Below are 16651 nucleotides of genomic sequence, written 5' to 3' on the forward strand. Positions count from 1 at the left end.
GCAAGGCTCCGATCCAGCCCCACGCGGGTTCCTTATGAGTGCGGTGAATGTCTTCCATTGTTCGTCCTCCTTTCTGAGATCAACAGAATGGCGCATGGTGGCGGCTGTCACAAACGAGACGACGGCGTTCATCCATAAGGCTAGCTTATGTCTGATCCTCTTTCCCGCATCCCGGTCGACGCGCTTCGCGTGTTCGAGGCGGCGGCGCGTCTGCTCAGCTTCACCCGCGCGGCCGAGATTCTGGGCATGAGCCAGGCGGCGGTCAGCTGGCGTATCCGCGATCTGGAGCAACGGCTGGAGCGGCCCCTGTTCACGCGCGGCACGCGGCAGGTGGCCCTTACGCCCGAAGGCGAGCGCCTGGCCACGGCGGCGACCGAGGCGATGACCCTGCTGCGTCGCGCCGTGGCCGAGGTGGTCGAGACCGACCAGGGCGTGCTGGCCGTCACGACGCTTCAGACTCTGGCGACCCAGTGGCTGGCGACGCGGCTGGGGTCTTTTCAACTGGCCAACCCCGACCTGGCGGTGCGGGTGGACACCAGCCCGGTCCTGTCCAGCCTCAGCGCGGACGGGTTGGACGTGGCGCTGCGCTTCGGTTCGGGCCGCTGGCCCGGACTGGAGAGCCGTTTCCTGATGCCGGCCGTCTTCACGCCCGTCTGCACCCCCGCCATGCGCGATCGGCTGGATCTGAAGACGCCTGCTGATCTGAAACGCGCCCATCTGGTCGGAGAGCCGGAGGAGTGGGCGGCCTGGTTCGCCGCCGCCGGGGTGGCGCCCGCCGACGCCGCCCCGTCGCCGCGTCTGACGGCCGACAATCAGGCGATGGAGGTGGCGGCGGCGCTGGGCGATCAGGGCGTGGCCCTGGGTTCGCCCATCCTCTACGGCCGCGAGATCGAACGGGGACTTCTGGTCCGGCCGTTCAAGGAGACCGTCGCCCTGGCCGAGGGCTATTGGCTCTGCTACCCGCCCGGCCGCCGCCTGACCCCCAAGATCGCCCGCTTCCGCGACTGGGTGCTGGACACGGCGCGGAACGACCCGGCGGTGGTCGAGGGCGCGCGGCTGGCGGGGCGTGAAGTCGGGGAGGCGGGTGAATAGTCCTTCATCGTCTCGATGAAGAAGGAAAAGAAAAGGGCGGGATCCTTCGATCCCGCCCTTCCGTCGTTTGAGCTTTGAGAAGCCGGACTTCCTTAGAAGTCCATGCCGCCCATACCGCCCATGCCGCCCATGTCGGGGGCGCCGCCGGCCGAGGCCTTCTTCGGCGCGTCAGCGATGGCGGCTTCCGTGGTGATCATGATGCCGGCGACCGAGGCGGCCGACTTCAGAGCCGAACGGACGACCTTGGCCGGATCGATCACACCCATCTGGACGAGGTCGCCGTACTCTTCGGTCTGGGCGTTGAAGCCGAACGAGGCGTCGGTCGAGTCCATGACCTTGCCGACCACGATCGAACCTTCGACGCCAGAGTTCTCGGAGATCTGACGGATCGGAGCCTGCAGGGCGCGGCGCACGATGTTGATGCCGGCGTTCTGATCGGCGTTAACGCCCTTCAGATCGATCAGCTTCTTGGAGGCTTGCAGCAGGGCCACGCCGCCGCCCGGGACGATGCCTTCATCGGCAGCGGCGCGGGTCGCGTTCAGGGCGTCGTCGACGCGGTCCTTCTTTTCCTTCACTTCGACTTCGGTCGAGCCGCCGACGCGCAGGACGGCGACGCCGCCGGCCAGCTTGGCCAGACGCTCTTGCAGCTTCTCACGGTCGTAGTCCGAGGTGGTGTCCTCGATCTGACGCTTGATCTGGCCGACGCGAGCCTCGATGCCGTCCTTCTCGCCCGAACCTTCGACGATGGTGGTGTCGTCCTTGGTGATGGAGACCTTCTTGGCCTTGCCCAGCATGTCCAGGGTGACGGTTTCCAGCTTGATGCCCAGGTCTTCAGAGATGACCTGGCCGCCCGTCAGGATGGCGATGTCTTCCAGCATGGCCTTGCGGCGGTCGCCGAAGCCCGGAGCCTTGACGGCGGCGACGCGCAGGCCGCCGCGCAGCTTGTTGACCACCAGGGTGGCCAGGGCTTCGCCTTCGATGTCCTCGGCGATGATCAGCAGGGGGCGGCCCGACTGAACCACGGCTTCCAGCACCGGCAGCATGGGCTGCAGCGAGGTCAGCTTCTTCTCGTGGAGCAGGATGAGGGGCTCTTCGAGGGCGACCTCCATCTTGTCCGGGTTGGTGATGAAGTAGGGCGACAGGTAGCCGCGGTCGAACTGCATGCCTTCGACGATGTCGACGGTGGTTTCAGCCGTCTTGGCTTCTTCGACCGTGATGACGCCTTCGTTGCCGACCTTGGCCATGGCCAGGGCGATCAGCTCGCCGATTTCAGCGTCGCCGTTGGCCGAGATGGTGCCGACCTGGGCGATTTCCGAGTTGTTGGAGACCGGCTTGGAGATGGTCTTCACTTCGTCCAGGGCCACGGCGACGGCCTGGTCGATGCCGCGCTTCAGGTCCATCGGGTTCATGCCGGCGGCGACGGCCTTGAGGCCCTCTTGCACGATGGCCTGAGCCAGGACGGTGGCGGTGGTGGTGCCGTCGCCCGCGTTGTCGTTCGCCTTGGAGGCGACTTCGCGGATCATCTGGGCGCCCATGTTCTCGAAGGCGTCTTCCAGCTCGATCTCTTTGGCGACCGAAACGCCGTCCTTGGTCGAGCGCGGGGCGCCGAACGACTTCTGGATCACGACGTTGCGGCCCTTCGGACCCAGGGTCACCTTGACGGCGTCAGCCAGGACGTTGACGCCCTTCAGCATCTTGTCGCGGGCGTCGGTGTTGAACTTTACGATTTTAGCGGCCATGCGGGCTGCTCCTATCTATAAGATTTTAAATCAGAAACCGGAAACCGAGGCGCGTCTTACGACAGCACGCCCAGGACGTCGGATTCCTTCATGATGATCAGGTCTTCGCCGTCGATCTTCACTTCGCTGCCCGACCACTTGCCGAACAGGACGCGGTCGCCGGCTTTCAGCTCCAGGGCGACGAACTTGCCGTCTTCGTCACGGACGCCGGGGCCCACGGCGACGACTTCGCCTTCCTGGGGCTTTTCCTTGGCCGTATCGGGGATGATGATCCCGCCCTTGGTCTTGGATTCTTCTTCAACGCGCTTGACCAGCACGCGGTCGCCGAGCGGACGAAACGCCATCTGAGTAACTCCCGTTAGGATGTTGGTTCCAGCCCTCGGAGCCCACGACTTTGGCAGTCGCCCTCCCCGAGTGCTAACGACCGGGGAGTTAGGCAGGGGGAGGGGGGGCGTCAAGGGCGATGCGGCCTGAAATCGGCGCCCAGATGAAGCGAAAATGAACGACCGCCGCCGAGGTCGTTCAGACAGGCGCCGCTAGAAGGGGGACAACGGATCAACCGGCTTTCGAAAGGAGCCCGCCATGAAGACCCTGTTCAAGATCGGCGCCGGCGCTATCGCCCCTGCTCTGGTTGTGACGATGCTGGCTTCGACCCCGGCTGCGGCCCAGCATTATCGCGACCGCGATCGCGACAACACCGGCCGTGACGCCGTCCTGGGCGCCGTGGTCGGCGGCGTCGCCGGCGCCCTGATCGGCCAAGGCGACGGACGCTATGTCGCGGGCGGCGCCTTGGCGGGCGCGGCGCTGGGCGCGGCCTCGTCCTCGAAAAACGACGACTGTGGCTACTACCGCGGCGGCCGCTGCTATCGAAACCAGGGCCACTGGGAGCGCGAGCACGGCATCAACAGCCGCGACGGCTATTACAACGGCCGTTATGAGCGCAACGACGGACGCTATTACCGCGACGGCCGCTATTGGCGGAACCACGGCGAATGGCGCAGCTATCAGAACCGCCGCGACCGCGATCGTGATCGCGACTACCGCTACGACCGCCGCTGGTAAGCGGGGATGAGATGAGGAAAGGCTCGGCCGCACGGCCGGGCCTTTTTTCACGGGCGGCCTATTCGAAGCCGCTGCCGCGTTCGGCGCTCGGCAGAAGTCGTCCCATGACCGTGACGAAGAAGGCCACGGTCCAGCCCAGAAGAATGGCGCCGTTGATGCCTTCGATCGCGCCTAGCAGCTTCCATTCCGGATCAATGGAGGCGTCGCCGTAGCCGATGGAGCCGTAGCTGATGGACGAGAAATAGACGGCTTCGCGTAGATCGGGCACGGCTTCCAGCAGGTAGAAGAGGGCGGCGTAGCTCCAGATCTCCAGCCCGTGGATGACGAAAAGGCCCAGCACCAAAGTCACCGTATAGAGGGCGCCGCGCGTGGACAGGGGGTTGAGGCGGACCGCTGCCGGAGCCGGACTTTCGCGCGCTTCCAGGGCGGCCAGCACGCGACCCAGGCAGAGCAGTCCGATCGCGTGCGTTCCCACGGTCAGCAGCACCATGGCGGTGGCGACCGTCAACTCCAGCATCATGTCCATGGTCGTTTCGCCGTGTGTTGCGCGATCACACCTTAGCATCGGCGGCTTGTATCACGGAACCGGGCTTCCGACGGCGGCCTATCTGGAGAGAGCGGCCGCGCGCATTAGCGGTCTCTACTGATCGACCTGCGCCGCGCGCCTGGCGGGACCGATCAGACCAAGGTGGGTGAGGCCGAAGGCTTCAAGCGACTTGAGCCCATAGCCGAGCGCGCGGTCGAACCCGATGTGCGCCAGCCAGATCAGGCTGAGGGCGGTCGCCAAGGGCGCGGCGGCCAGCAGGCCCGCGCTCGCCAGCGCCAAGGGTCCGATCAGGCTGTGCGCCAGATTATAGGCCCATGCGCCTGCGCGCGGACCCGCCAGATAGCCGGCGAAGGAGAGGTCAGGAGCCAGGAAGAGAACGGCGAACAGCGCCCAGCTCTGGCCGAAGCGGCTATAGGCCAGGGCGGCGAGGACGAGCAGGGCCAACCCCTCCAGCCGCTGCCAGGTCGGGGCGACGACGGTCACGCCGTCAGCCGCCGCAGCAGGTCCGCCGTGGAGGGGTCGAGGTCCGCCGAGGGCGCGCCTGCGGCGGCGTCCTTCAGCAGGGCCTTGGCCAGAACCTTGCCCAGCTCCACGCCCCATTGGTCGAAGCTGTTGATGTCCCACAGGACGCCTTCGACGAAGGTCTTGTGCTCATAGAGGGCGATCAGGGCGCCGAGGGTCTGGGGCGTCAGCCGCTCCATCAGAATGGCGGTCGACGGTCGATTGCCGGGAAAGGTCTTGTGCGGCGCCAGGCGGTCGGCTTCGTCCTCGGAGGCGCCGGATGCGATCAGCTCGGCGCGGGCCTGGGTTTCGGTCTTGCCCTGCATCAGGGCCTGGGCCTGGGCCAGGGCGTTGGACCATAGATAGGTCGAGGGCGTTTCCTCGCAGGTGCGGGCCACGATGATGAACTCGACCGGCACGACCTGCGGCCCTTGATGCAATTGCTGGAAGAAGGCGTGCTGAGCGTTGGCACCCGGCTCGCCGAAGATGACGGGGCAGGTCTGGCGGCCGACGGGCGCGCCGTCGCGTCGCACCTGCTTGCCGTTCGATTCCATCTCAAGTTGCTGCAGGAAGGCGGGCAGGCGGCGCAGGTCGTGGGCGTAGGGGGCGATGGTGCGCGCCGGGCGGTGCAGGGCGTCGACGTTGTAGATCTCGGCCAGAGCCAGAAGCACTGGCGCATTCCTCTCCAGCGGGGCCTCGAGGAAGTGGCGGTCCAGGGCGGCGGCGCCGTCGAGGAAGCCCTGGAACGCGTCCCAGCCCAGGCCGATGACGCAGGACAGGCTGACCGCCGACCACAGGGAATAGCGCCCGCCGACCCAGTCTCGGAACGCAAAGGTGCGGCCGCAGCCGAACGCCGTCGCCTTTTCCGGCGCCGCGGTGACGCCGATGAAGTGTTTCGCCATCCCCTCGGCGGGCAGGGCGGCGGCCAGCCAGGCCTTGGCGGCCTGGGCGTTCAGCAGGGTCTCCTGAGTGGTGAAGCTCTTGGAGACGACGATCACCAGGGTGGTTTCAGGATCCAGCCCGATCAGGGCCTCGGCCATGTCGCGCGGGTCGATGTTGGCGACGAAGCGCAGGTCGATGGCCGGGTCCAGAGGCCGCAGGGCGTCCCAGATCAGGCGCGGTCCCAGATCGGAACCGCCGATGCCGATATGGAGCACCGTCTTGAAGGGGCGTCCGCTCGCGCCTGTTTCATTCCCGGACCGCAACGCTTCGGCGTAGGCTTTCATCTCGGCGCGCACGGCCTCGACTTCGGCTGAGACAGGTTCTTCTAGGGCGCGGAAGTCGGCGCCGTCCGGCGCGCGCAGGGCCGGGTGCAGCACGGCGCGGCCTTCGGTCAGATTGACCGCCTCGCCGTTGAACAGGGCCGCGCGGCGGCCTTCGACGTCGCAGGCGCGGGCCAGGTCCAGCGCGGCTTTCAGGCCCGCGTGGGTCCAGCTCTGTTTGGACAGATCGATGTGCAAGCCGGCCATGTCCAGCGTCAGCCGCGCCAGCCGGTCGGGGTCGGCGGTGAATTGATCCTGGATTCGCGCATCCGCGTCCCGTCGGGCGGCGGCCTCGAGTTCGGCCCAGGCGGCGTGCGGCATTGTCGTCTCCCCATGGCGGTCCCGGCTTTTGGCCCGGCGCTTGCAAGCTCTGGTTTACGGCTCAGGCCGTGAAGAGTTCAATCCAAGACTGGGTCAACAAGGATTTCCTGGCGGAAGTCCGCCGTCTCGGTCCCTTGTGAAAGGCACGCCATGTCCTGCGGAATAGCTCTCGCCGTCGCCCTGATGCTGGCCGACCCCGCGGTCGCTGAAGCCGCCGCCCTGCCGCCGGCGGCCCCGGCCGCACCGGTTTCGGTGGCCCAGGAGCCTCTGTTCGCCGATCTGGCGGCCCGTTCGGGCGCCCTGAAGACCATCGTCGACGGCTGGCTGGCCTCGGGCGAGGCGGACAAGGCCGGCTTCTTCACCGGCGCGGCCTATGGAGCGTTCAAGACCCAGGCGACGGACCTGGCCCAGCGCGACATGCAGGGTCATCTGGTCCTCAAGGAGCGCGGCACGGACAATGATCTGAAGTGCATCCTGCGCGGCATCTCGGAAGACATTCCGGTCAAGGTCGCGGCTCTGGAAGGCGCGTCTGACGCAGCTGCGCGCAAGCTGGCCCTCGACGAGCTGTCCTATCTGCTGAACGACAACGTCGAGGTCATCACCTCGCCGCCTCAACCTGAGGCCTAGCCTCGGCTTGAGGTTTGGTTGCTTGGCCCATCGCGCTTCGCGCGACTTGAGGCTCTGCTTGGAAGGGACGCTCAGCCCTCGATCGTCTCAGGGTATTTGATGGCGCAGCCGTAAGGCGCAGCGTAGGCGGTCTGGAGCGCGCGACCGGCCTTGGCGTCGGCCAGAGCGGCGCGGACGAAGTTGTTGGCTCCGTCCAGATCCTCGACCTTATTGGTCGGCCGGTCGTCGATGCCGCCGACGTAGATCAGCCGTCCCTCGGGATCGATGATGCGCATGTCGGGCGTGGTCTTGGCGTCGTAGCGTTTGCCGACCTCGCCGGTCGGGTCGAGCAGCAGGTGGGTGAAAGCGGCCTGGTGCTTGGCCTTCCAGGCCTGCGCCTCCTCGCCCTCGACGAAGCCCTGGGTTCCCGGCGCCGAGGAGATGATGGTCAGCCAGACCACGCCGTCGGCGGTCGCCTCGCGCTGCAGGGCCTGCATGGCGCCGGTGTAGTGCTTCTTCACGAAGGGACAGCCTTCGTTGGTCCACTCCAGCACCACCGTCTTGCCGCGGAAATCGGCCAGGGAGCGCTGCTGTCCCTCGGCGTCGACCAGGGTGAAGGCCGGGGCCGTTTCGCCGGGCGCGGGCGCCTCGGTCGCTTCGGGCGCGACGACGGCGGTTTCGGACCGTTCAGGCGATGCGGCGGGCGGCTGCTGGCAGGCGGCGAGCAGCAACAGAGAGGCGGAGGCGGCGGTCAGCAGGCGGAACATGGCGGTCTCCTCGGGGTGATAGGTCAGCGGGCGGCGGCGTCCTTCAGGGCGTCGATGACGACGCCTTCGGTCAAGAGTTGAGGCAGGATGCGCGGCTCGGGCCGGCCCGGCGCATAGACAAGGTAGAGGGGCACGCCCGAGCGGCCGTGGCGTTGCAGTTCGGCGGTGATGGCGTCGTCGCGCCGCGTCCAGTCGCCGACCAGATAGACGGCGTTCGCCTGTTCCAGCGTCTCAGCCGTACGGGCCGAGGACAGGGCCGTGCTTTCGTTCACCTTGCAGGTCACGCACCAGTCGGCGGTGAAGTTGACCAGGACCGGGCGCCCTTCGGCCAAGGCGGCCTTCACCGCCTGTTCGGACCAGGGCTGGGACGGCAAATGGGTCGAAGCGCCTGCGCTGTCCGGGGCGGCGGGCGCGGCGCGCCCCGCCAGGACGCCGAAGCCCAGGGCCGCGATCAGGGCCATCAGGGCGGCGGCGCCCGCGGCCCGGCCCTTGCCGGATGCGGCGGCCTGGCTTCGGCCATAGAGCCACAGCGCCAAAGCCAGCAGCAGCCCGGCCCCGAACAACAAGGCCAGGGCGTCAGAGGTCTGGCGGCCATAGACCCAGGCCAGCCACAGGGCGGCGCCGTACATGGGGAAGGCCAGCAGATTGCGTAAGCTCTCCATCCACGGGCCGGGTTTCGGCAGACGGGCCAGCAGGCGCGGATTGAGGCTGATCAGCACATAGGGCAGGGCCAGGCCCAGCCCCAGCATCAGGAAGACCGCCAGGGCCATCGGCCAGGGCATGAATAGGGCGGCGCCGAGCGCAAAAGCCATGAAGGGGGCGGTGCAGGGCGCAGCGACGATCACCGCCAGCACCCCGGTGAAGAAGGCGCCCGCCGCGCCGGGCAGGCGCGACAGCGGGCCGTGCCCGGCGCCTTGAAGGCCTGCGCCTACATGGAAGACGCCCGACAGGTTCAGCGCCACCGCCAGCATCAGTAGGGCCAGAGCCGCCACCACGCCCGGCGATTGCAACTGGAAGCCCCAGCCCAGAACCTGACCGCCCGCGCGCAGGGCCAGCAGCGCGCCCGCCAGAAGCAGGAAGGTCGCCAGCACTCCGGCCAGGAAGGCCAGACCGTCGCGGCGCGCCTCGGCCGGTTCATGGGCGGCGCGGCTGAGCGAGGCCGCCTTCATCGCCAGGATGGGGAAGACGCAGGGCATCAGATTCAGGATCAGACCGCCCAGCAGGGCGAACAACGTCGCCTTGACGAAGTCGGACAGGTCGGTGGCCGAAGCGTCCGCCTGCGCGCCCTCGCCGTCGCCGATCGCGCCGTCGCCCGTGACGCCGGTCAGGGCCGCGCCCGGCTCGGCCGTGATCTCCCAGGCGCCCAGATCGGTGGACAGGACGCCGCCGATCGGTCCGTTCAGACCGTTGGTCGCCAGGCCGCGCCCGGCGGCGACGGTCAGGGTCAGGCCCTGCGGCCCGCGTTCGCCCGACTGGGCGGCGGCGTGGTCGATCACCCCGCCCTCGAACGGATAGAAATAGGCCCACTTCGGCGCCGCGCCCGCCAGCGGGCCGCCGCCGGCCGTCAGGGTCAGCTTTCCGTCGACCAGGGCGGCGCGGGCGTCGATGCCGGCGGGGCGGGGGGCGCCGGCGACCACGTCCTGAACCGCCTGGCCGAAGCGCGCGTCCAGCGGCGCTGCGCCCTCGCGCACCGCCAGATCCAGCGTGAGGTCGAGGTCTTCGGGTACGCACATCTCGTCGCTGCAGACGTAGAAATGGGCGGTGACGCGCAGCGGCAGGCTGCGTCCTGGCGGCGTGTTCGCTGGAATCTCGATCGGCACGGGCAGGAAGACCGTGTCCGAATAGCCGTAGTTCATCAGGCTCTGCAGGCGCTGGCGCTCGGGCAGGGGCCACAGGATGTCGCCGGGCGTCAGCGCGTTCGGCAAGGCCCAGGTCAGGGTCGTCGGCCCGCCGGAATCGCCCTGGTTGCGCCAATAGGTGTGCCAGCCGGGCTTGATCTTCTGGCGGATGGCGAGGACGGCGGTCGAGCCGGGCGTGGCCCAGGCGCCCATGGCGACCAGTTCGGCCTCGATGCGTTCGGTGCGTTGGGGGCCGGGCGCGACGGCGGCCTTGGGGGCGGCTCCGGCGGCCAGGGCGTCGCGCAGGGCCGCCTCGGACGCGGGCGCGGATGGGGACGCCGCCGCCGGAAGGGCGAAGGCGAACCAGGTCAGCAGAAGAAACAGGATGCGCAAGGACGACGCCGGGAACAGGACCAGGGAAAGGCGCGACCTTAGACCCTCAAGCCTCGCCTATCCACGGCCCGCGACGGCGGGCCGCAGTCGGCCGTCTGGGTGCGTCAGCGCGGGGCGACGACCTCGATCAGCACCTCGGTGCGGCGCCGCAGGGGATCGTTGACGCCGCCGACCACGGCGCCCTGGGCGCCGGAAGCCTCGATGTCAAAGGCCGGGGCGGGCAGGCCGGCGCCGGCCAGGGCCTCGGCCACGGCGCGGGCGCGCTGTTCGGAAATGGACTGATTGGCGGCGGCCGTGCCGCTGCGGGCGTCGGCCAGGCCCGTCACCTTGACGTGCTTGATCTGGCAGCCCTGAAGCTGGGTCGCGGTCATGCCGATGGCCTGGCGGGCGGCGTCGGTCAGGGTGGCGCGGTCGGGGACGAAATAGACCTCGAACCGCTTGTCGGCGCAGGCGGACGGGTTGCTGACCAGATCGCTGCGCTCCTTATATCCGCTGGTGGCGGCGCACCCGGCTGCGGCCAGGCCGGCGGTCAGCAGAACGACTGCGGAAACAAGCTTCATGTCAGGCCCCTCGCGCGCGCCGTGCGGCGTGCGCGCCCTCCAGCAAAAAGGGCGACCCGCGCCATGCGGATCGCCCTTTCAGATTGTCCCGAAAACGCTTCGGGCGCCAGAGGCTAGAAGCCTGGATCAATAACGGCGTTGGCCGTTCTCCCAGTAGCACTCGGTCTGGCGGTTGTCGTAGCAGTAGTAGTAGCGGCCCTGGTTGTCGCGGTAACGCTGCTGGTTGTTGCGGTCCTGGTTCGAGCCGCGGATGGCCCCGGCCGCGCCGCCAGCCAGCGCGCCGATGGCCGCGCCCGTGGCTGCGTTGCCGCCGCCGACGTTGTTGCCGATGATGGCGCCGGCCACGGCGCCCAGACCAGCGCCGACAGCGCCCTGACGCACGGTTTCGTTCGAGCCGTAGCCGCCGCCGTAGTACGGGTCGCTGGCGCAGGCGGTCACCAGAAGACCGGCGCCGGCGATGGCGAGAATCGCCTTGTTCATGGTTCTGTCCTTCATCCCTTAGGGGGCACCCCTGAAGCTTCGATAACGCAGTCCGAAGAGGGCGGTTCCGAGGCAAAGCGACGCAAGCTTCACTTTAATTTTTCACCCGCTGTCGCAGGTGCGGAACTGGCCGCGCGCGCAGGCGTTCGCCGCCCATGATCGACGCCCCGAATTTTCTGAGCGCCCTGGCCGCCGCCCCTTCGGGGCACGACACGGTCGAGGAGCCGCGTCCCCTGACAGGCGAGGTCCGGCTGGAGCGGATCATCATCCTGGTCAATCCCCTGTCGGGCGGCGTCGGACCGCAAGCGGCCGATGAGGCCGCCGCCCTGTTGGCGGTCTATCCCCTGCAGGCTGAGGTGGTGGTGCTGGAAGGCGCGCGCATCCCAGACCAGATCGGCGAGGCGCTGGCGGCGCGGCCGGACGCCCTGTTCATCCTGGCGGGCGACGGAACGGCGCGGTCGGTCGCCGCCCGCGCCGGGTCGGACGGTCCCCTGATCGCCCCCTTGCCCGGCGGCACCATGAATATGCTGCCCAAGGCCCTGTACGGCACGGGCGATTGGAAGGCGGCCCTCCGGCTGGCGCTGGAAGAGGGCGCGCCGCAGTACGTCTCAGGCGGGGAGGTCGAAGGCGAGGCCTTCTATTGCGCCGCCATCCTGGGCTCGCCCGCCCTGTGGGCCCCGGCGCGCGAAGCCATCCGCGAGGGCAAGCTGAAGATGGCCTGGACCTATGGCCGCCGGGCGCTGAAGAAGGCCTTCTCGGGTCGGGTGCGCTACGCGCTGGACGGCGGCGTGCGCGAGAAGGCCGAGGCCCTGGTGCTGATAAGCCCGCTGATCTCCAAGGCGATGGACAAGTGCGACGGGCTGGAGGCGGCGGCCATGAACACCGCTGACGCGGCCCAGGCCTTCCGTCTGGCCGCCCACGCCTTGTTCGACGACTGGCGTCAGGATCCGACCGTCACGACCCGCGGCGCGCGCAAGATCGAAGTGGAGGCCCGCTCCCGCATTCCGGCGGTGATCGACGGCGAACCCATGTTGCTGGGCCGCGCGACGGCGGTGAAATTCGTTCCGCGCGCCTTTACGGCTCTTGCTCCCAAGCCTCCGACGGGCGGGGACAGCATCTAGTGGGTCTGGTCCTCCAGTTTTCAGACGTTCATTTCGGGTGCGAGCACGAACACGCGGTGGCGGCGGCGTCCGACTACGCCCGCGCGGCCGGCGCCGATTTGATCCTGATCACCGGCGACATCACCCAGAGAGGCTATCCGCGCGAGTTCGGGGCGGCGGGTGAATGGATCCGCGCCCTGCCCGAGCCGGTCTTCGTCACCGTGGGCAATCACGACGTGCCCTATTGGGACGTGATGGCGCGGCTGTTCTGGCCGTGGCGGGCGTTCGAACGCGCGACCGGCCATCCGGCGCATGACCATGAGTTCCGCTCGGATCGGTTGATGGTGCGCGGCGTGACGACGGCGCGCGGCTGGCAGGCCCGGCCCAACTGGTCCAAGGGGGTCATCGATCTGGACCAGACGCGTCGGGCGGCCGAGGCGCTGCGTCAGGCGCCGGTCGGAGCCTTGCGCGTTCTGGCCTGCCACCACCCGCTGGTCGAGATGATCGGCGCGCCCATGACCGGCGAGGTCAAGCGCGGCGAGCGGGCCGCCCGCATCTTCGCCGAGGCGGGCGTCGACCTGATCGTCACCGGCCACGTTCATGTGCCCTTCGCCCTGCCGATCGGGGTGGGGGACCACTGCTCCTACGCGGTCGGTTGCGGGACACTGTCGCATCGCGAGCGGGGGGCGCCGCCCAGCTTCAACCGGATCGAATGGGACGCCGAGACGGTGACGGTCTCGGCCGTGGCCTGGGACGGGCGTCGCTTCGCCGATCACCAGACCTGGCGGCTTCCGCGCCGTCGCGCCTGACGGCTTTAGCTTCAACCATGAAAAAGGGCCGCGACGGCATGGTCGCGGCCCTGATTTCAATGTCTGGCCGTTCGGCTAGATGCGCGGCCCGCCGCGTCCCCTCAGGCCGCCCACCAGCAGGGAGACGACGAACAGGATGACGGCGATGATGGCGATGAATTTGGCGATCTCGAACGACATTCCCGAGATGCCGCCGAAGCCGAGCACAGCTGCGACCAAGGCGATGATGAAGAAAATAATAGCCCAACGAAGCATAGGCGAACCCTCCGAAAGATGTTGACGGGAGCGGGCTTTCGACCTCTCCCGTCGATAGCGTCGCTTGCTTGAAACAACGCCTCGGAGACTTGGCCGTTCCTTTAACGTCGGTTTCGGACTCTGCTTTTCTCGGTAAAGGCGGCCGCCACCATGGTGGCCAACGCGGGGTTGCGCAGGAAGATGAAGCCGCCGGCCAGAGCCGCCGCGGCGCCCAGGATCGGGCGCTGCTGGAACAGCCGCAGGGCCCGCATGCCCAGGCCTTCGGGCTCGTCGTATTCCTCGTCCTCGTCATCACCATGCGCCCGCCGCACGAACACCAGGGCGACGACGGCCGCGATCAGGGCGAACAGCAGGGCGGTCAGGGCGGCGCCGATGAGCGGCGGCACGACCAGCAGCAGCAGGTAATAGACCGTGGCCCCCAGGGCGACCATGGCCACGAAGGCCGCGCCGGCGGCGACGAAGGTCGCCACCGCGCGGTTGATGAGCCCCCGCCCGATCATCAGCGCCGACGCCCGGCCAGCAGCAGGCCCAGGACGACGCCGACGCCGAGCGCGATGGCGGTCGACTGGATCGGACGCTCCTGCACGCGTTCGACGACGTAGCGCTGGGCCTCGTCGAACTTCTCGGCGGCCTCGTCGTAATATTCGCGGCCGCGCACCTTGGCGTCGTCGTAGTAGCCGCGCGCCTTCTCGCGCAGCTCCTCGCCCTGCTCGCGCAGGCGCGCCTCGGCCTCGGAGGCCTTTTCCTTCAGACGCTGGGTTTCCTCGCGGGCGCCGGCCTTGAGGTCCTCCTTCAGGGTCTTGAGGTCGTTCTTGATGTCTTCACGAGCCTTGGACGTGGCCATGATGCGCGCTCCGCTCCTTGTGTAAGCTTGACGATTAAATAGAGAAGCCCTGCCCGGAACGCCACACCGACGATCAAGGTTCCTGCAATGCAGCATGGGCGAAGGTCGCAGAGGCGCCCATCTGGCGCGACGCGCGCGGCGCTTCTAGAACAGGCGTCATGACCCAATGGCTGTTCCCGCCCGCCCCGACGCCGTCCCTGCCGATCGAAGGCGAGGCGCGCCGCCTGCCCGTGCGGCGCATCCTGTGCGTGGGCCAGAACTACGCCGCCCACGCTCGCGAAATGGGGGCCGACCCGGACAAGCCCGCGCCCTTCTTCTTCGCCAAGCCGGGCGACGCTTTGGTCGTGGACGGGGCCGATCCGACCTATCCGTCGGCGACGCAGAACCTGCATTATGAGGTCGAACTGGTCGTGGCCCTGGGCGAAGACGCGCGGCCGGTCGGCTGGGCCGTCGGCGTCGATCTGACGCGGCGCGATCTTCAGGCCGAGGCCAAGGCCAAGGGGCGGCCGTGGGAGGCGGGCAAGGCCTTCGACCAGTCGGCGCCCTGCAGCGCGTTGAGCCGGACGCCGCCCGCGCCCGACGCGCTCATTGAGCTGAAGGTCAACGGCGCCGTCCGTCAGTCCAGCCGGCTGTCCGACATGATCTGGGACGTGGACGGCGTCCTGTCCAAGGCGGCCGAGCTGTGGGCGCTGCAGCCCGGCGACCTGATCTTCACCGGCACGCCCGAAGGCGTTGGTCCCCTGAGCCCCGGCGATCGGGTCGAGGCCGTCATCGCGGGTCTGCCCACGCTCAACTTCACGGTGCAATCATGATCCTGCACGGCTACTGGCGCTCGGGCACCAGCTATCGCACCCGCATCGCCCTCAATCTCAAAGGGGTCGAGTATCGGCAGGCGGCGCTGGACCTGCGCACGGGCGCGCAGAAGTCCGACGCCTACCTCAGGCTCAATCCGCAGGGCCTGGTCCCGGCGCTGGAGACGGACGACGGCCTGGTGCTGACCCAGAGCCCGGCCATTCTGGAATGGCTGGAGGAGACCCATCCCGAGCCGCCCCTGCTGCCGCGCGACGCGGCGGGCCGCGCCCAGGTGCGGGCCGTGGCGGCGGTGATCGGCTGCGACATCCATCCGCTCAACAATCTGCGGGTGCTGAAGGCGGTGCGCGGTCTGGGCGCCGATCAGGCCGGGGTCGACGCCTGGGCCGGTCAATGGATCATCGACGGCTTTACGGCGCTGGAGGCCTTGATCGTTCGCTATGGCGAGGGGTGGTGTTTCGGCGGGACGCCGACGCTGGCCGACTGCTACCTGATGCCCCAGCTCTATTCGGCGCGGCGGTTCAACGTCGATCTGGCGGCCTTCCCGCGCCTGCTGGAGATCGAGGCGAGGGCCGAGGCGCACCCGGCCTTCATCGCCGCCCTGCCGGAAAACCAGCCGGACGCGGATTAAGCCTCTTCATTCACCAACGACCTTGATTTCGGTCAATCTCCCTTAAGCTTTGACGGCGAAAGTGGCGGTGTGAGATTCGCCGTTCCGCCCTCTCCGGCCGACAAGCTCGCCATCGCCCTGGTGGTTGAGCCTGATCGGTCCCGCCCGCTGCCGCCCGGCCAGCGGGAGGAGGCGACGCGTCACCTGCTTCAGACCGCGGGCGACGCCGGAATCGGCCTGGTCGCCACCCGGCCTGAAGGCGACGTCGAACGGATGCTGGGTCAGGCCTGGCCCTTCCCTTCGCCTTTCCGCGTCACCGTGCGCACCGTGCCGCTGGCCGACGGCCTGGACCGGGTCGAGGCTCGCGCCCGCCGCTCGCTGGAGCGCATGGGCCTGCCGCGCGGCGACGCCGTTCTGGTGCAGAGCGCCGCCGATCTGGCGGGCGCCGAGGGGCGCGCCCTGTGGGACCGGCTGCAGGCGCTGAAGGCGCGCGGCGTCTTCCGCAAGGTCGGCTTCATCGCCACGGTCGAGGACGGCCCCGGCTTGCTAGCCCGCCGCTTCCAGCCGGACGTGGTGCAACTGACCTGCAACATCCTGGACCAGCGCGCGGCGCGCACCGGGGTCATCGCCGACATGGCGAGCCAGGGGATCGAGGTGCATCTGGCTTCGGTCTTCGCCCAGGGCCTGCTGTTCGCCAACCGCGACAGCCTGCCGCCCGAACTGGCCGCCCACGGCATGGCCCTGTCGCGCACGCGCCGCCGTCTGGCCGAGGCGCGGGTCGATCCGATGCAGGCGGCCCTGGCCTACGCCCTCACCCTGCCGGGGGTGGCCTCGGTCATCGCCAGCGTGGCCTCCTCGGCCGAGCTGCGCGCCATCATCGCCGCCTCCCACGCCCCGCGCCCGGACATCGACTGGGACGCCCTGGCTCTGGACGAGACGCCCGCCGCCCTGGCTTCGCGCCCGCGTCTGCGCCTCGTCAGCGCGGCCTGATCCACAGAGCTGTCCACAGGTCGCCTTTCGCCTGTGCATGAGGGGCGCCGCCCGCGCTTGAGGCC

20 protein-coding genes are annotated in these 16651 nt (G+C 68.8%); 8 read left to right on the top strand and 12 right to left on the bottom strand.

Annotated features, from left to right (window positions below; translation table 11 throughout):
• Positions 1-147: 147 nt before the first annotated feature.
• On the top strand, positions 148-1092 hold the full coding sequence (locus tag ACU5AP_RS03250) for a LysR substrate-binding domain-containing protein (protein WP_446680780.1): 945 nt from the start codon (positions 148-150) through the stop codon (positions 1090-1092).
• A 92-nt stretch (positions 1093-1184) separates the two neighbouring features.
• Here the strand turns inward: ACU5AP_RS03250 and groL are convergent, their stop codons facing one another.
• On the bottom strand, positions 1185-2831 hold the full coding sequence (gene groL / locus ACU5AP_RS03255) for a chaperonin GroEL (RefSeq protein WP_003166489.1): 1647 nt from the start codon (positions 2829-2831) through the stop codon (positions 1185-1187).
• Positions 2832-2887: 56 nt separating this feature from the next.
• Entirely contained in the window at positions 2888-3175 is a 288-nt protein-coding gene (gene groES / locus ACU5AP_RS03260; RefSeq protein ID WP_003166488.1) for a co-chaperone GroES, read from the bottom strand.
• A 238-nt stretch (positions 3176-3413) separates the two neighbouring features.
• On the opposite strand from groES, the gene ACU5AP_RS03265 reads away from it, so the two are divergent.
• A complete protein-coding gene (locus ACU5AP_RS03265) occupies positions 3414-3893 on the top strand; it encodes a hypothetical protein (RefSeq protein ID WP_046652624.1) in 480 nt (159 codons plus the stop codon).
• 58 nt (positions 3894-3951) lie between these two features.
• Here the strand turns inward: ACU5AP_RS03265 and ACU5AP_RS03270 are convergent, their stop codons facing one another.
• The 3 genes from ACU5AP_RS03270 to pgi form a co-directional block, all read right to left on the bottom strand.
• On the bottom strand, positions 3952-4419 hold the full coding sequence (locus ACU5AP_RS03270; RefSeq protein WP_040346401.1) for an ion channel: 468 nt from the start codon (positions 4417-4419) through the stop codon (positions 3952-3954).
• Between the two features lie 114 nt (positions 4420-4533).
• Entirely contained in the window at positions 4534-4923 is a 390-nt protein-coding gene (locus ACU5AP_RS03275) for a DUF4260 domain-containing protein (RefSeq protein WP_167470481.1), read from the bottom strand.
• Positions 4920-6524, bottom strand: coding sequence for a glucose-6-phosphate isomerase (gene pgi, locus ACU5AP_RS03280; protein WP_128719150.1), 1605 nt, complete (start codon positions 6522-6524; stop codon positions 4920-4922). The genes ACU5AP_RS03275 and pgi overlap by 4 nt, the downstream gene beginning before the upstream one ends.
• 150 nt (positions 6525-6674) lie before the next feature.
• Between pgi and ACU5AP_RS03285 the strand changes: the two genes are divergently transcribed.
• A complete protein-coding gene (locus ACU5AP_RS03285; RefSeq protein ID WP_128719149.1) occupies positions 6675-7151 on the top strand; it encodes a hypothetical protein in 477 nt (158 codons plus the stop codon).
• Positions 7152-7222: 71 nt separating this feature from the next.
• On the opposite strand, the gene ACU5AP_RS03290 is transcribed toward ACU5AP_RS03285, so the two are convergent.
• From ACU5AP_RS03290 to ACU5AP_RS03305, 4 genes are all read right to left on the bottom strand, one after another.
• Positions 7223-7897, bottom strand: coding sequence for a thioredoxin family protein (locus ACU5AP_RS03290; protein WP_088410707.1), 675 nt, complete (start codon positions 7895-7897; stop codon positions 7223-7225).
• 23 nt (positions 7898-7920) lie between these two features.
• A complete protein-coding gene (locus tag ACU5AP_RS03295; RefSeq protein ID WP_128719148.1) occupies positions 7921-10128 on the bottom strand; it encodes a protein-disulfide reductase DsbD family protein in 2208 nt (735 codons plus the stop codon).
• Positions 10129-10232: 104 nt separating this feature from the next.
• The gene (locus ACU5AP_RS03300) at positions 10233-10688 is read right to left on the bottom strand and encodes an OmpA family protein (RefSeq protein ID WP_223850632.1); all 456 of its coding nucleotides are present in this window, start codon (positions 10686-10688) and stop codon (positions 10233-10235) included.
• A gap of 126 nt (positions 10689-10814) precedes the next feature.
• On the bottom strand, positions 10815-11168 hold the full coding sequence (locus ACU5AP_RS03305) for a YMGG-like glycine zipper-containing protein (protein WP_046652618.1): 354 nt from the start codon (positions 11166-11168) through the stop codon (positions 10815-10817).
• A gap of 155 nt (positions 11169-11323) precedes the next feature.
• Between ACU5AP_RS03305 and ACU5AP_RS03310 the strand changes: the two genes are divergently transcribed.
• On the top strand, positions 11324-12289 hold the full coding sequence (locus tag ACU5AP_RS03310; RefSeq protein WP_128719147.1) for a diacylglycerol/lipid kinase family protein: 966 nt from the start codon (positions 11324-11326) through the stop codon (positions 12287-12289).
• Positions 12289-13077: a metallophosphoesterase family protein gene (locus tag ACU5AP_RS03315; RefSeq protein ID WP_128719146.1), complete on the top strand. Its 789-nt coding sequence runs from the start codon at positions 12289-12291 to the stop codon at positions 13075-13077. Before ACU5AP_RS03310 ends, ACU5AP_RS03315 begins: the two co-directional genes overlap by 1 nt.
• Positions 13078-13152: 75 nt before the next feature.
• Here ACU5AP_RS03315 and ACU5AP_RS03320 read toward each other — a convergent pair whose 3' ends face one another.
• The 3 genes from ACU5AP_RS03320 to ACU5AP_RS03330 form a co-directional block, all read right to left on the bottom strand.
• Positions 13153-13332: a DUF1328 domain-containing protein gene (locus ACU5AP_RS03320; RefSeq protein ID WP_003166483.1), complete on the bottom strand. Its 180-nt coding sequence runs from the start codon at positions 13330-13332 to the stop codon at positions 13153-13155.
• A 101-nt stretch (positions 13333-13433) separates the two neighbouring features.
• Positions 13434-13832, bottom strand: a complete 399-nt coding sequence (locus ACU5AP_RS03325; protein ID WP_003166482.1) for a hypothetical protein — start codon at positions 13830-13832, stop codon at positions 13434-13436.
• Positions 13832-14176 (bottom strand): glycine zipper domain-containing protein, encoded by a 345-nt coding sequence (locus tag ACU5AP_RS03330; protein ID WP_003166480.1) that lies wholly within the window; start codon positions 14174-14176, stop codon positions 13832-13834. The genes ACU5AP_RS03325 and ACU5AP_RS03330 overlap by 1 nt, the downstream gene beginning before the upstream one ends.
• Positions 14177-14334: 158 nt before the next feature.
• On the opposite strand from ACU5AP_RS03330, the gene ACU5AP_RS03335 reads away from it, so the two are divergent.
• The 3 genes from ACU5AP_RS03335 (at position 14335) to ACU5AP_RS03345 (ending at position 16586) form a co-directional block, all read left to right on the top strand.
• Positions 14335-14988 carry a fumarylacetoacetate hydrolase family protein gene (locus ACU5AP_RS03335; RefSeq protein WP_003166479.1) on the top strand — a complete coding sequence of 218 codons (654 nt, stop codon included), beginning with the start codon at positions 14335-14337 and terminating at the stop codon, positions 14986-14988.
• A complete protein-coding gene (gene maiA, locus ACU5AP_RS03340) occupies positions 14985-15617 on the top strand; it encodes a maleylacetoacetate isomerase (RefSeq protein WP_446680781.1) in 633 nt (210 codons plus the stop codon). Before ACU5AP_RS03335 ends, maiA begins: the two co-directional genes overlap by 4 nt.
• 69 nt (positions 15618-15686) lie before the next feature.
• Complete coding sequence (locus ACU5AP_RS03345) at positions 15687-16586, top strand: aldo/keto reductase (protein ID WP_003166477.1); 900 nt, start codon at positions 15687-15689, stop codon at positions 16584-16586.
• Positions 16587-16651 lie beyond the last annotated feature (65 nt).

The organism is Brevundimonas sp. RM1, from assembly GCF_052907225.1.